12 protein-coding genes are annotated in these 13,752 nt (G+C 47.3%); 10 read left to right on the top strand and 2 right to left on the bottom strand.

Features of this window, described 5'->3' with window-relative positions; translation table 11 throughout:
- Nucleotides 1-43: 43 nt before the first annotated feature.
- Nucleotides 44-655 (bottom strand): uridine kinase, encoded by a 612-nt coding sequence (gene udk / locus HUX74_RS16595; RefSeq protein ID WP_022401974.1) that lies wholly within the window; start codon nt 653-655, stop codon nt 44-46.
- Between the two features lie 102 nt (nt 656-757).
- Here udk and HUX74_RS16590 point away from each other — a divergent pair, with 102 nt between their 5' ends.
- From HUX74_RS16590 to HUX74_RS16575, 4 genes are all read left to right on the top strand, one after another.
- Nucleotides 758-1,066: a Dabb family protein gene (locus tag HUX74_RS16590; protein ID WP_117601620.1), complete on the top strand. Its 309-nt coding sequence runs from the start codon at nt 758-760 to the stop codon at nt 1,064-1,066.
- A 24-nt stretch (nt 1,067-1,090) separates the two neighbouring features.
- Nucleotides 1,091-3,124, top strand: a complete 2,034-nt coding sequence (locus HUX74_RS16585; RefSeq protein WP_174647042.1) for a cytochrome c biogenesis protein CcdA — start codon at nt 1,091-1,093, stop codon at nt 3,122-3,124.
- A 63-nt stretch (nt 3,125-3,187) separates the two neighbouring features.
- Nucleotides 3,188-3,847, top strand: coding sequence for a CatA-like O-acetyltransferase (locus tag HUX74_RS16580; RefSeq protein WP_117601618.1), 660 nt, complete (start codon nt 3,188-3,190; stop codon nt 3,845-3,847).
- Between the two features lie 224 nt (nt 3,848-4,071).
- Nucleotides 4,072-4,734 (top strand): DUF2490 domain-containing protein, encoded by a 663-nt coding sequence (locus HUX74_RS16575; protein ID WP_174647041.1) that lies wholly within the window; start codon nt 4,072-4,074, stop codon nt 4,732-4,734.
- Nucleotides 4,735-4,761: 27 nt separating this feature from the next.
- Here HUX74_RS16575 and HUX74_RS16570 read toward each other — a convergent pair whose 3' ends face one another.
- Nucleotides 4,762-5,865: a DUF4421 domain-containing protein gene (locus tag HUX74_RS16570; RefSeq protein ID WP_371808730.1), complete on the bottom strand. Its 1,104-nt coding sequence runs from the start codon at nt 5,863-5,865 to the stop codon at nt 4,762-4,764.
- 162 nt (nt 5,866-6,027) lie between these two features.
- Between HUX74_RS16570 and HUX74_RS16565 the strand changes: the two genes are divergently transcribed.
- The 6 genes from HUX74_RS16565 to HUX74_RS16540 all read left to right on the top strand — a co-directional run bounded on the left by HUX74_RS16565 (nt 6,028) and on the right by HUX74_RS16540 (nt 13,744).
- Nucleotides 6,028-6,519, top strand: a complete 492-nt coding sequence (locus HUX74_RS16565) for a PaaI family thioesterase (RefSeq protein WP_016272848.1) — start codon at nt 6,028-6,030, stop codon at nt 6,517-6,519.
- A gap of 355 nt (nt 6,520-6,874) precedes the next feature.
- Nucleotides 6,875-7,726: an ATP phosphoribosyltransferase gene (hisG, locus tag HUX74_RS16560; RefSeq protein ID WP_044467625.1), complete on the top strand. Its 852-nt coding sequence runs from the start codon at nt 6,875-6,877 to the stop codon at nt 7,724-7,726.
- Nucleotides 7,727-7,812: 86 nt separating this feature from the next.
- Entirely contained in the window at nt 7,813-9,105 is a 1,293-nt protein-coding gene (gene hisD / locus HUX74_RS16555; protein WP_174647040.1) for a histidinol dehydrogenase, read from the top strand.
- A gap of 74 nt (nt 9,106-9,179) precedes the next feature.
- Nucleotides 9,180-10,223, top strand: a complete 1,044-nt coding sequence (gene hisC, locus HUX74_RS16550) for a histidinol-phosphate transaminase (protein WP_174647039.1) — start codon at nt 9,180-9,182, stop codon at nt 10,221-10,223.
- 13 nt (nt 10,224-10,236) lie between these two features.
- Nucleotides 10,237-11,388 carry a bifunctional histidinol-phosphatase/imidazoleglycerol-phosphate dehydratase HisB gene (gene hisB / locus HUX74_RS16545; protein ID WP_138345611.1) on the top strand — a complete coding sequence of 384 codons (1,152 nt, stop codon included), beginning with the start codon at nt 10,237-10,239 and terminating at the stop codon, nt 11,386-11,388.
- Between the two features lie 85 nt (nt 11,389-11,473).
- Nucleotides 11,474-13,744: a cation:proton antiporter gene (locus HUX74_RS16540; protein WP_174647038.1), complete on the top strand. Its 2,271-nt coding sequence runs from the start codon at nt 11,474-11,476 to the stop codon at nt 13,742-13,744.
- Nucleotides 13,745-13,752: the final 8 nt, after the last annotated feature.

Here is a 13,752-nt window from a genome sequence, read left to right as displayed (position 1 = left end):
TTAGTGTGTTCTTAATCCTCCATTATCAATTCTCCATTACAAATTAACTTCCCAAGTGCTTCTTGATATACATGGTCAATATATCGATGGCTACCTGGTTGTTTCCGCCTTCCGGTACAATGAGGTCTGCATATCGTTTGCAGGGCTCTATGAATTGCTGGTGCATGGGTTTTAGTATACGTGTATAGCGTTCCATAACGGCTTCTGCCGTGCGTCCGCGTTCCACTACATCACGCTGGATTACACGAATTAGGCGTTCGTCGGGGTCAGCGTCTACAAATATCTTGAGGTCCATCATGCTTCGCAGTTTCTTGTCGCACAAGGCAAGGATACCTTCTATGATGATGACTTCCCGGGGGGCGATATGGATGGTTTCGGGCTGGCGTGTACACGTCAGGTATGAGTAGGTGGGCTGTTCTATGCTTTTTCCTTCGCGCAGCATGGCGACATGTCTGGAAAGAAGGCTCCACTCAAAAGCGTCGGGGTGGTCGAAGTTGATGTTCTGCCGTTCTTCCACGGGCACATGGCTACTGTCCTTGTAGTAAGAGTCTTGTGGCAATAATACCACTTCACCAGCCGGTAGGCTTTCGATAATTTTACGTACGACGGTGGTCTTTCCTGAGCCGGTTCCACCTGCAATTCCTATTATTAACATCCGTTTAAGTGTATATTTGAAACAAAACCAGTATTTTTGCAGTTGTTAAAACAGCCGCTTAGGCTGACAAATATAGTGATAAATCATTTAAATGGCAAAGTTATGGTAAAGCACATTGTATTATTTAAGTTAAAAGATGAGGCACCGGCTGACGAAAAGTTGGCTGCAATGAACAGTTTCAAGGCAGCTATCGAAGCGCTTCCGGCTAAAATATCCGTTATCCGCAAGATTGAAGTCGGGCTGAATATCAATCCAGGCGAGGCTTGGAGTATCGCTCTTTACAGTGAGTTCGATACGTTGGATGACGTGAAATACTATGCCACCCATCCCGACCACGTGGCTGCCGGCAAGCTTATCGCTGCTGTGAAAGAGAGCCGTGCCTGCGTGGACTACGAGATAACTGAAAATTAAAAATTAAAAATTAAATCAGAGAACATGAAGAAATTGTTGTTCCCTTTATTTCTGTTGCTTTTCGCTGTGGCAGTGCAGGCACAGATACAAGACCCAGTCAAGTTCAAGTCCGAGCTGAAGACTTTGGCTGCCGATGAAGCGGAGGTCGTTTTTACGGCTGCTATTGACAAGGGCTGGCATGTCTATTCCACCGACTTGGGCGATGGCGGTCCTATCTCGGCGACTTTCAATGTGGAGAAAATCTCCGGAGCGGAAGTGGCTGGCAAACTGAAGCCTGTAGGCAAGGAAATCTCTACTTTCGATAAGTTGTTCGAAATGAAGGTACGCTATTTTGAAAATATGGCCCAATTTGTGCAGAAGCTGAAATTGACGGGTGGTGCCTATCAGCTGGAAGGATATCTGGAGTATGGCGCTTGCAACGATGAAAATTGTCTGCCGCCCACACAAGTGCCTTTCCAATTCTCCGGTAAGGCAGAAGGGGCTGCCAAAGAAGCTGCTGCAGCTACGGTTGAAACGAAAGTTGAAGAACAGCCCGCAAAGCAGGAGGCTGCCACCGACATGGTTTCTGTGGCTGTTGTCGGTGGTGCGGACGGACCGACGGAAATCAATGTGACGGACAAGGTGAACTTCTGGAAACCGGTTATCAATGAACTGCAATCTTTGGGCGAAACCACTTCGCAGGAAGATATGTCTTGGATTTATATCTTTATTACCGGATTTGCCGGCGGACTGTTAGCGCTCTTCACCCCTTGTGTATGGCCCATCATCCCGATGACTGTCAGCTTCTTCCTGAAGCGTAGCAAGGATAAGAAGAAAGGCATCCGTGATGCATGGACGTATGGTGCTTCCATCGTAGTGATTTATGTGACGCTCGGGCTGGCCATTACGCTGATTTTCGGAGCCAGCGCACTGAACGCACTCTCTACGAATGCAGTATTCAATATTCTTTTCTGCTTGATGCTGGTTGTGTTTGCGGCTTCCTTCTTCGGAGCGTTCGAAATAACGTTGCCCTCCAAATGGAGTACGGCTGTAGACAGTAAAGCCGAGGCGACAAGTGGTTTGCTCAGTATCTTCTTGATGGCGTTTACCTTGTCGCTGGTATCTTTCTCCTGCACGGGACCTATTATCGGATTCCTGCTGGTTCAGGTTTCCACGACGGGTAGTGTGGTGGCTCCCGCTATTGGCATGCTGGGCTTTGCCATTGCATTGGCATTGCCTTTCACGCTGTTTGCCTTATTCCCGTCCTGGTTGAAGTCCATGCCCAAATCCGGTGGATGGATGAATATCATCAAGGTGACGCTTGGCTTCCTGGAGCTGGCTTTTGCCCTGAAGTTCCTTTCGGTAGCCGATTTAGCTTACGGTTGGCGCATCCTCGACCGTGAAACGTTCCTTGCTTTGTGGATTGTACTTTTTGCACTGCTTGGTTTCTACTTGCTGGGCAAAATCAAGTTCCCGCACGATGATGACGATTCAAAGGTTAGTGTGCCCCGTTTCTTTATGGCGTTGGCTTCACTCGCATTTGCGGTGTATATGGTTCCCGGTTTGTGGGGAGCTCCGTTGAAAGCTGTCAGTGCCTTTGCGCCGCCCATGCAGACGCAAGATTTCAATCTTTACAATAATGAAGTGCATGCCAAGTTCGATGATTATGACCTCGGTATGGAGTATGCCCGTCAGTATGGCAAGCCCGTGATGCTTGACTTCACCGGTTACGGTTGCGTGAACTGCCGTAAGATGGAGCTTGCCGTATGGACAAACTCTAAGGTGAGCGACATTATCAACAACGACTATGTACTTATCACGCTCTACGTCGACAACAAGACGCCGCTTCCTTCTCCCGTGAAGATTGTGGAGAACGGCACGGAACGTACGCTGCGTACCGTAGGCGACAAGTGGAGTTATCTGCAGCGTGTCAAGTTCGGTGCCAATGCGCAGCCCTTCTATGTGTTGATTGACAACGAAGGTAAGCCGCTCAACAAGTCTTACTCCTACGACGAAGATATACCTAAGTATATCGAATTTCTGCAGACCGGACTGGAGAATTATAAGAAAGAGAAATAAATAGAATCGGAAAAAGGATGCTTGTAAAAAGGCATCCTTTTTTCACTAAATCCCCTTTTTTGTATGAAACACATTATAGACATTGATGCTTGGGAACGCCGGGATAACTACGGCTTTTTCCGCAGTTTTGTAAATTCCTGGTATTCCGTCACTACAGAGATTGACTGCACGGAAGCCAGTGCTGCAGCCCGGGCTGCAAAGCGCTCCTTTTTCCTTTATTATCTGTATGCTGTGGTGCGTTCGGCTAATGAAGTCGATGAACTCCGTTACCGTACCGACAAGGAAGGCCGGGTTGTTTTTCACGACCGGGTGGACATCATTTCTCCGATAGCTGTTCCCGGAAAGACATTCTATACCGTGCGCATTCCCTACCACGAAGACTTTGAGCGTTTCTATGCCGAAGCTTACGCCTTGATAACAAACATACCCGAGGACGGTGACCCTTATGGAGCCGAAAAGATTCTTGCCGGGCAAGGCGATTACGATGTGGTCCATCTGAGTGCAGTTCCCAAAATGTATTTCACCTCGATAACCTATACACTTGCCGAAGCAGGCAACGGTTGCAGTTATCCGTTGATGACTGCCGGCAAGGCTGTATCCCGTGAAGGTCGTCTGGTATTTCCTCTTTCCATCTATGTGAACCATGCTTTTGTCGACGGTTCTCATCTGACCTCCTTCTTCGGAAAGGTGGAGGAGTATTTGAAAGAGATTTCACATAAATGAATCCCCCCAAATAAATAATCTGTGAAACGCTTATAAGGGTGTTTTTTCATGCTACAAATATATATGATGCCATACATATATGGCAACTTTGAGTTGTTTTTTGTATCTTGGTTTCTGTTTTTTAAGTATCATTGAAAAATCGGAAATGTGCAGACAAGATTTGTAGTATTACAGAATTGTTACAGAATTTATCCTTACCTTTGACACTTTAACAGAATAAGCGTATGGTAAGTAATATATCTTCATGCACGAAAGTACTTGTTTTGCTGATAGTTCTATGGGTTGTTTCGTCTTTTTCCCTGCGGGCGCAGGAGAAGGATTTTGCCACTTGGGCGAATGCCGGTTTCGAATATAAGTTGAAGCCGGCATTTACTGTTTCCGGTGGGCTGGAGTGGCGTACAAAGGATGATTTGGGAAAGACAGACCGGTGGGGGCTGAAGGTGGGGGGAAGCTATAAGCTGTTGCCTTTCCTGAAGCTTGGAGCTGGGTATGAGACGCATTACCGCAATCGGGGGGCAGATGGCTGGAAGTTCCGGCACCGCTACCGTTTGGAAGGCACTCTGTCTGCCCGTGTGCAAAGGGTGAAACTGTCCTTGCGTGAGCGCTTTCAGCATACGTTCGATGGACATACGGACGAGTTGCGTTTGCGCTCACGTGCGAAGGTGGCATATGACATTCCGAAGTGCAAGGTGGAGCCGTATGCTTCGGCCGAGATGTATAATGGTTTGAATAGGACAAAGCACTTTGGAGTAAAGCGGATGCGTTATCGCGGGGGCATTACGTTGCCCTTGTCCGAGCGCTGGGAGGCGGACATCTTTTATTGCAGACAGTGGGAGAAGGATAAGCGGAAAGATATAGTAGGGGTGGAGTGTGTTTATAGTTTTTGAGAGGAAATGAGAGCTGAAAGCCTTTTTTTACTTTTTATTCTTCCAGTGCTCTTTTTTCAGATAAAAGTTGAATCCGGCATATATTTGGAGGGTGCCGAACCCGTTGTTCAGGGAGAAACTGTTTTTGTAGTAGTCGTATGTCCGTCCTACGAATGAGGTGCCCACGAAGTATTTGCTGTTGTTGTATACCACGCCTGCACGCAGAATGAAATCAATATTGAAGTTCTTGTACCAGTCGTCCGCTTCCCGTTCTTCCGTCTTCTCTATGCGCGATGTCTTGTAGGCGACAGCCGGATTGAACGATAGGCATGCGAGGCAGTTGCGGGCAAACACCCAATTGTAGGCATAGCCGGCGTTGAGGCTGATATTCGTGTATTTGATATGTTTCACCTTCATACCCGGATTCATGGCTCTCTGAATTATTTTGGGCAGCTTGGTATAGTCGAAGTTCAGATTGTGGGTGGATATGGAGAATCCGGCAATAAAAGAACCTGCATTGCGGCGCTGGTTGGTGGACTGGCTGAAGGCAGCCGGATAGGAGAAACGTCGGTTGTTGAAAATGTAATATAGATTCAACCCCTTCATTTTTACTTTCAATCCGTTGAAGTCTTCGGAATAATTGGAGGGAATCTCGTCGGAAAAGCCGGATACCTTGTGTATCTTATAGTCGTTTCCGGTGCTGCGATAGAAAATGTCGACTCCCAGTTTGGAACTGTAAAGACTGAGATCAAACTCCGTACCGCGCTTTTTCTTGCTTTTCTTTCCGTAGAGCCAGTCCGTATCGACAGCCCATCCCAGGAATATCCAACGCCATCCGAAGTAAGCGCCTATCTTGTTGTGCGGGTTGGGCGAAAAACGGAGCCGCTGACCGTCATTGCCCACGGAGTAATACTCGTAATTGGTGAAATGGTCGAGCATCAGGGCGTAATTGTATCGGTTGGGACTGATATAGGTAGTGTCGAAGTCACTGAAGTCGAGGAATTTCTTCAATGCTTTTACGAAGGTATTTTTATGTACGATGCTGTCGCATGTGACGGAACCGTTCTCCTTGTTTTGCGCAAACAATGAGAATGTAAATAGTATCCATAAGCAGAAAAAGACCCCTTTTTGCATCTTGTTGTTCTCTCTCATTTATACAAAGCTAAATAAAATAACCGGTTTAGAACAGCATCCCACTAATTTTTCGATGAAAAAGGCATTAATAATTTGTAGTTTTCAATCGGAATGACTAATATTGAACGTTTTATTGAGAGAATATATGAATCAGAGCCAGATAAAAAAGAAGAATACGATATGAAGAAGATTATCAATCCGTGGAAAGATATGGAGGGGTACAACTGTTTCGGTTGCTCTCCCGACAATGAAGCAGGTGTGAGAATGGAGTTTTATGAGGACGGTGACGAGGTGGTGAGTATCTGGAAGCCGCGTCCGGAGTATCAGGGATGGCTGAATACGTTGCATGGAGGCATCCAGTCCGTATTGCTGGATGAAATCTGCGGTTGGGTAGTGTTCCGCAAGCTGCAGACTGGCGGGGTGACATCGAAAATGGAGACTCGGTTCCGCAAATCCATATCGACCAACGACACGCATGTGGTGCTGCGGGCTTCACTTCGGGAGCAAAAGCGGAATATCGCCATCATAGAAGCACGTCTGTACAATAGCATGGGAGAACTTTGTACGGAAGCTACCTGCACTTACTTCACCTTCCCGAAAGAGAAAGCGGAAACGGAAATGCATTTCCATAGCTGCGAAGTGGAGCAGGAGGAAATATTGCCGTTGATTTGATTGTTTTACCACAGATTACACAGATTTGCACAGATTGAAATAAAAATAATCTGTGCAAATCTGTGTAATCTGTGGTGAAGTAAGATGAATTTGAAAGAAAAAATAAACTTTTTGTGATAAATCTTTTGAAGTTTCAAACTTTTAGTTTACTTTTGTCGCATTAAAACCAAAAAAATATGAAGAATATCGTTGCACATCATCACCATCATTATCCTGACGAATAACTCGGTGGGCGTATGAGTGTATATGTACAACAAATGACATAAATGACGAGGCTTGCCGAATATTGGTAAGCCTCGTTTTGTTTTCTGCCATCTCATTCAAAATAGTAAATCGTAAAATAGTAAATAGCCTTATGTTAAGAATTGCAGTACAAGCTAAAGGTCGTCTTTATGACGAGACCATGTCATTTTTGGGAGAATCGGATATTAAGTTGAGTGCCATGAAGCGTTCGTTGTTGGTGCAGTCGTCAAACTTTCCTCTTGAAGTGTTGTTTTTGAGGGATGACGACATTCCGCAGTCTGTGGCTACTGGAGTGGCTGATATAGGCATTGTGGGTGAGAATGAATTTGTTGAGAAGAATGAGGATGCGGAGATAATCAAGCGTCTGGGATTCAGCAAGTGCCGTCTGTCTCTTGCCATGCCGAAGGATATTGAGTATCCGGGGGTGAAGTGGTTTCATGGAAAGAAGATTGCGACATCTTATCCGGGCATCCTTTCCGGCTTTTTGAAAGAGAATGGGGTGAATGCGGAGATACACGTCATTACGGGGTCAGTAGAAGTGGCGCCGGGCATCGGTCTGGCAGATGCTATTTTCGATATTGTAAGTTCCGGTTCTACGCTGGTGAGCAACCGTTTGAAGGAAGTGGAGGTTGTGATGAAGTCGGAAGCGCTACTGATTGGCAACAAGAACATGAGCGAGGAAAAGCAAGAGATATTGAGGGAGCTGTTGTTTCGTATGGATGCCGTGAAGACAGCCGAAGATAAGAAATATGTGCTGATGAATGCCCCGAAAGAGAAACTGGATGAGATTGTCTCTGTACTTCCGGGCATGAAGAGCCCCACGGTGATGCCTTTGGCGCAAGAAGGCTGGTGCTCGGTACATACCGTACTCGACGAGAAATGTTTCTGGGAGATAATCGGAAAGCTGAAAGCATTGGGGGCGGAAGGCATTCTGGTGCTGCCGATTGAGAAAATGATAATTTAAAGCCTCTCTCCCGACCCTTTCCCGATAGGGAGGAGAGGAAGGAAGAATATCATGGCTTATGCATAAATCTTTAAAAACATGTCATTATGATATTGATTAGTAATCCCGATAAATTCCAGTGGCAAGAGATTCTGAAACGTCCGGTGATGAATACGGAGAATCTGTTTGATACGGTGCGGAGCGTTATTGACCGTGTGAAAGCGGAGGGAGACTGTGCTGTACTGGATTATGAAAAAAAATTTGATAAAGTGGTGCTGACTTCGCTGGCTGTGTCGGAAGAGGAACAGCAGGAAGCGGAAAACCTGGTGAGTGAAGACTTGAAAGCAGCTATTCGACTGGCAAAGCAGAACATTGAGACTTTCCACGCGGCACAACGCTTTGAGGGCAAGAAAGTGCAGACCCGGCCGGGGGTGACCTGCTGGCAGAAAGCGGTTGCTATAGAAAAGGTGGGATTGTATATCCCCGGAGGAACGGCTCCGCTGTTTTCTACGGTACTGATGCTGGCCGTTCCCGCCAGGATTGCCGGATGCAAGGAAATTGTTCTCTGCACCCCTCCGGGACGTGACGGAAAGGTACATCCCGCTGTGCTGTTTGCCGCAAAAGTGGCAGGTGTCAACCGGATTTTCAAAGCTGGCGGCATACAAGCCATTGCCGCTATGGCATACGGAACGGAAAGTGTGCCTAAAGTTTACAAGATATTCGGTCCGGGAAATCAGTATGTCACGGCTGCCAAACAGCTTGTGAGCTTGCGTGATGTGGCGATAGATATGCCGGCAGGACCTTCGGAAGTAGAAGTTTTGGCTGACGAAACAGCTAATCCGGTTTTTGTCGCCGCCGACTTATTGAGCCAGGCAGAACACGGAGTGGACAGCCAGGTTATATTAATTACGACCTCTGTCGAATTGCAACAAGCTGTAAAGGTGGAAGTGGAACGCCAACTGGCTTTACTGCCACGTAAAGAGATTGCCGAAAAGTCTCTTGCCAATAGCAAACTGATTGTAGTGGACAGCATGGAAGAAGCCATCGAACTGACCAACGCGTATGCTCCCGAACATCTTATCATAGAAACCGAGGATTATCTTTCTGTGGCAGAACGTATCGTGAATGTCGGTTCTGTATTCTTGGGTTCTCTTACTCCGGAGAGTGCGGGAGATTATGCTTCGGGCACAAACCATACCTTGCCGACAAACGGCTATGCCAAAGCATACAGCGGTGTCAGCCTCGACAGCTTTATCCGCAAGATAACTTTCCAGGAGATAAAGCCGGAAGGATTGAATATCATTGGCCCTGCCATCGAGCTGATGGCTGCCAATGAACAGCTGGATGCGCATAAGAATGCCGTGAGCGTGAGACTGGGGCAGTTGGAAAATGAAAATTGAAAGTTGAAAATTGAGAGTTGATGGCTTAAAGTAATTTTAATCGTAAAATCGTAAATTGTCAAATCGTAAATAACATGGTGAAAACATTACAAGAACTTACCCGTCCGAATATCTGGCGTCTGAAGCCTTATTCTTCAGCACGAGATGAATATAATGGTGCTGCGGCATCCGTTTTTCTCGATGCAAACGAGAATCCTTATAACATGCCGCACAACCGTTATCCCGACCCCATGCAGTGGGAGTTAAAGACTGAATTGTCTAAAATTAAAAAGGTGAGTCCCGATTCCATCTTCTTAGGGAATGGCAGTGATGAAGCTATCGATTTGGTGTTCCGTGCTTTTTGTGAACCCCGTGTGGACAATGTAGTGGCCATCGACCCTACCTACGGCATGTATCAAGTCTGTGCTGACGTTAATGATGTGGAGTACCGCAAGGTGCTGCTCGATGAGGATTTCCAGTTCTCTGCCGACAAGCTTCTGGCTGCTGCGGATGAGCATACCAAACTGATTTTTATCTGCTCTCCCAACAATCCTACCGGCAATGACCTGCTCCGTAGCGAGATTGAAACGCTGATTCGCCAGTTTGATGGGTTGGTGATACTGGACGAGGCATACAATGACTTCTCCGAGGCACCTTCCTTCCTTGAAAATTTGAATCAATATCCGAATCTCATTGTGCTGCAAACCTTTTCCAAAGCATGGGGATGTGCTGCTATCCGTCTAGGTATGGCATTTGCCTCACCGGAGATTATCGGCATCCTCAATAAAATAAAATATCCCTATAACGTGAACCAGTTGACACAGAAGCAGGCAGTGGAAATGCTTCACCGCTATTATGAAATAGAACGTTGGGTGAAGACCCTGAAAGAAGAGCGGGAGAACCTGGAAGCCGAGTTCGCCGCACTGCCATGTACGGTGAAGATGTTCCCCTCTCATGCCAATTTCTTCCTGGCCCGTGTGACGGATGCTGCGAAGATTTACAATTATCTGGTAGGTAAGGGTATCATTGTCCGCAACCGTAACTCCGTGTCACTCTGCGGAAATTGCCTGCGGGTGACGGTAGGAACGAGAGGGGAGAATGAAAAATTGATTGAAGCGTTGAAAGTTCTTACGATTTGAGCATTTAGCATTTATGAAGAAGAAAGTACTTTTTATAGACCGTGACGGAACTTTAGTCATTGAGCCGCCGATTGATTATCAGTTGGACTCCCTGGAGAAGCTGGAGTTCTATCCGAAAGTGATGCGTAATCTTGGCTTCATCCGCAGCAAGCTGGATTTTGATTTTGTGATGGTGACCAATCAAGACGGGCTCGGCACAACTTCCTTTCCAGAAGAGACCTTTTGGCCGGCACACAACCTGATGATGAAGACATTGGAAGGCGAAGGCATCACCTTCGACGACATCTGCATAGACCGCAGCATGCCCGATGACAATGCACCAACCCGTAAGCCGCGTACCGGGATGCTTACCAAATACCTTGATAACCCGGACTACGATTTGTCCCACAGTTTCGTCATCGGTGACCGGCCTACGGATGTGGAGTTGGCAAAGAATTTGGGATGCCGCGCCATTCTTCTGCAAGATGATATGGCTTTATTGAAACCCATCTCCGAAGGTGGCAGTGCCGCTTGTGACGGACTTAAAGATTACTGCGCTCTCGCCACCAAGGATTGGGATAAGGTGGCCGAATTCCTCTTTGCCGGTGAGCGTACAGCGGAAGTACGTCGCACTACCAAGGAGACAGATATATATGTATCTTTGAATCTGGATGGCGACGGGTATTGTGACATCGTGACCGGACTGGGCTTCTTCGACCACATGTTGGAACAGATAGGTAAGCACGGTGGTATGGACCTTACCATCCATGTGAAAGGTGACCTTGAAGTGGACGAGCATCACACCATCGAAGATACTGCCCTTGCCCTGGGCGACTGCCTTTATCAAGCCTTAGGAAGCAAACGAGGCATTGAACGCTACGGCTATGCTCTTCCTATGGACGATTGTCTTTGCCAGGTGTGTCTCGATTTTGGCGGACGTCCGTGGCTTGTATGGGATACCGAGTTCAAGCGCGAGAAGGTAGGAGACATGCCTACGGAAATGTTCCTGCACTTCTTTAAATCCTTGAGCGATGCTGCCCGGATGAATCTCAATGTAAAAGCCGAAGGACAGAACGAACATCATAAGATAGAGGGCATCTTCAAGGCGCTGGCACGTGCGCTGAAGATGGCGGTGAAGAGGGATATTTATCACTTTGGGCTGCCAAGCTCGAAAGGAGTGTTGTAAAAAGGAAATAGAGGATGAATTGTTCCTCCATCTTATTAAACTTTTCACTATCTTTGTCAACAAAAAGGTATACAGACGAAGAATTATGTCACACTTGGCTCCCCTTATAGCTGATTTAGCTCTGATATTGATTTGTGCGGGGATTATGACCCTGCTTTTTAAGAAGTTGAAGCAACCATTGGTATTAGGATATGTAGTTGCAGGATTCCTTGCCAGCCCTCACATGGCTTATACACCGTCGGTGATGGATACGGCTAATATACAGACCTGGGCGGATATAGGTGTTATCTTCCTGTTGTTTGCACTGGGATTGGAATTCAGCTTCAAGAAGATTGTGAAGGTGGGAGGGGCAGCGATTATTGCTGCGTGTACCATCATCTTTTGTATGATATTGTTGGGTGTGGCGGTAGGTACCGGTTTCGGCTGGAAACGGATGGACTGCATATTTCTGGGCGGTATGATTGCCATGTCGTCCACCACCATTATCTATAAGGCGTTTGATGATTTGGGGATGCGCAAGAAGCAGTTCACGGGTCTGGTGCTCAGTGTGCTTATTCTGGAGGATATTCTTGCCATCGTATTGATGGTGATGCTCTCCACGATGGCAGTCAGCCATAACTTTGAGGGTACGGAGATGCTGGAGAGTATTGCCAAACTGCTGTTCTTCCTGATACTTTGGTTCGTGGTGGGTATTTACCTCATCCCCGGATTGCTGAAGCGGTGCCGGAAGTTGATGAGCGAGGAAACTTTGCTGATAGTCTCTCTTGGACTCTGTTTCGGTATGGTGGTGATGGCTGCGCATACGGGATTTTCGGCTGCTTTCGGTGCATTTATTATGGGCTCCATTCTCGCCGAAACGGTAGAGGCGGAGAGCATAGAGCGCCTGGTGAAGCCGGTCAAGGACTTGTTTGGCGCCATCTTTTTCGTATCGGTCGGCATGATGGTAGACCCGGCTATGATTGTGGAGTATGCGGGACCTATTGTCGTGATTACTTTGGCGGTCATTTTCGGACAATCCCTCTTCGGGACGCTGGGGATGCTGCTGGCGGGGCAACCGCTGAAGACGGCCATGCAGTGCGGTTTCAGTCTGACGCAAATCGGTGAGTTTGCTTTTATTATAGCTTCGCTGGGCGTGTCGCTGCATGTCACCAGCCATTTTTTGTATCCTATTGTGGTGGCGGTGTCTGTCATCACTACTTTCCTTACTCCTTATATGATTCGTTTGGCAGAGCCCGCTTCCAATCTTGTGGATACGCATTTGCCGGAAAAATGGAGAAAGTTCTTGACCCGCTATGCTTCAGGTTCGCAGACCATGAACCATGAAAGTCTGTGGAAGAAACTGATATTTGCACTGGTCAGGATTACGGTTGTATATTCCATCATTTGCGTGGCGGTGATAGCTTTGGCGTTCCGTTTTCTGGTGCCTTTCGTGCACGACAGTCTGCCCGGGGTATGGGGCTCTTTGTTGGCTGCCTTTATCATCATTCTGTGTATAGCTCCGTTTCTGCGTGCTATCATGATTAAAAAGAATCACTCGGAAGAGTTTGTGACTTTATGGAAGGATAACCGTGGAAATCGGGCGCCGTTAGTGGCTACCATTGTATTGCGCCTGCTGTTGGGTGTTTCGTTTGTCATGTTCGTTATAGCCGGTTTATTCAAGATGTCTGTGGGACTGGTATTTGGGGTGGCGGTGTTGCTGGTGACTTTAATGATACTTTCCCGTCAGTTGAAGAAGCAGTCCATAATGATAGAAAGGACATTCTTCCAGAATCTGCGGTACCGCGACATGCGTGCCGAGTATATGGGAGAGAAGAAACCGGAGTATGCGGGGCGTCTGCTGTCACGCGACTTGCACCTGACAGATTTTGAGATTCCCGGCGAATCGGAATGGGCAGGCAGGACATTGGCAGAGCTGAATTTTGGAAAGAAATACGGTATCCATGTGGTCTCTATCCTTCGGGGCAAGAAACGGATTAATATTCCTGGAGCGTCTGTCCGTCTTTTTCCGCAGGACAAGATACAAGTAATTGCTACGGATGAGGAATTGAGCATTTTCGGTCAGGAGATGGATAAGGTGTCTGCCATGAATGCGGATGTGATAGAGAAGAGTGAAATGATTCTACGCCAATTCTGTGTGGACGGGCAGTCTCCTTTCCTGAACAAGACCTTGAAAGAAGCAGGGATACGCGAGAAATATCACTGTCTGATTGCCGGTGTGGAGCGGGGAGGGGAGACCTTGCATGCTCCCGACCCGCATGAACCTTTTGTAGAGGGAGATGTGGTATGGATTGTAGGCGAGAGTGTCGATGTGTACAAATTGGTCGGCCGAAAATGCGAAGGTTTCGACATGGGGTAAGATTTACC

The organism is Bacteroides sp. Marseille-P8574 (assembly GCF_902825465.1).
Taxonomy (GTDB): Bacteria; Bacteroidota; Bacteroidia; order Bacteroidales; family Bacteroidaceae; genus Bacteroides; species Bacteroides uniformis.
This window is presented reverse-complemented; position numbering and strand designations above follow the sequence as displayed.

Bases quoted from the DNA above. Each gene is read 5' to 3' on its own strand.
- hisB (WP_138345611.1), top strand. From the start codon at position 10,237: ATGAAGAAGAAAGTACTTTTTATAGACCGTGACGGAACTTTAGTCATT.
- HUX74_RS16570 (WP_371808730.1), bottom strand. From the start codon at position 5,865: ATGAGAGAGAACAACAAGATGCAAAAAGGGGTCTTTTTCTGCTTATGG.
- hisG (WP_044467625.1), top strand. From the start codon at position 6,875: ATGTTAAGAATTGCAGTACAAGCTAAAGGTCGTCTTTATGACGAGACC.
- HUX74_RS16565 (WP_016272848.1), top strand. From the start codon at position 6,028: ATGAAGAAGATTATCAATCCGTGGAAAGATATGGAGGGGTACAACTGT.
- HUX74_RS16540 (WP_174647038.1), top strand. From the start codon at position 11,474: ATGTCACACTTGGCTCCCCTTATAGCTGATTTAGCTCTGATATTGATT.
- hisD (WP_174647040.1), top strand. From the start codon at position 7,813: ATGATATTGATTAGTAATCCCGATAAATTCCAGTGGCAAGAGATTCTG.
- HUX74_RS16580 (WP_117601618.1), top strand. From the start codon at position 3,188: ATGAAACACATTATAGACATTGATGCTTGGGAACGCCGGGATAACTAC.
- HUX74_RS16585 (WP_174647042.1), top strand. From the start codon at position 1,091: ATGAAGAAATTGTTGTTCCCTTTATTTCTGTTGCTTTTCGCTGTGGCA.
- HUX74_RS16575 (WP_174647041.1), top strand. From the start codon at position 4,072: ATGGTAAGTAATATATCTTCATGCACGAAAGTACTTGTTTTGCTGATA.
- HUX74_RS16590 (WP_117601620.1), top strand. From the start codon at position 758: ATGGTAAAGCACATTGTATTATTTAAGTTAAAAGATGAGGCACCGGCT.
- hisC (WP_174647039.1), top strand. From the start codon at position 9,180: ATGGTGAAAACATTACAAGAACTTACCCGTCCGAATATCTGGCGTCTG.
- udk (WP_022401974.1), bottom strand. From the start codon at position 655: ATGTTAATAATAGGAATTGCAGGTGGAACCGGCTCAGGAAAGACCACC.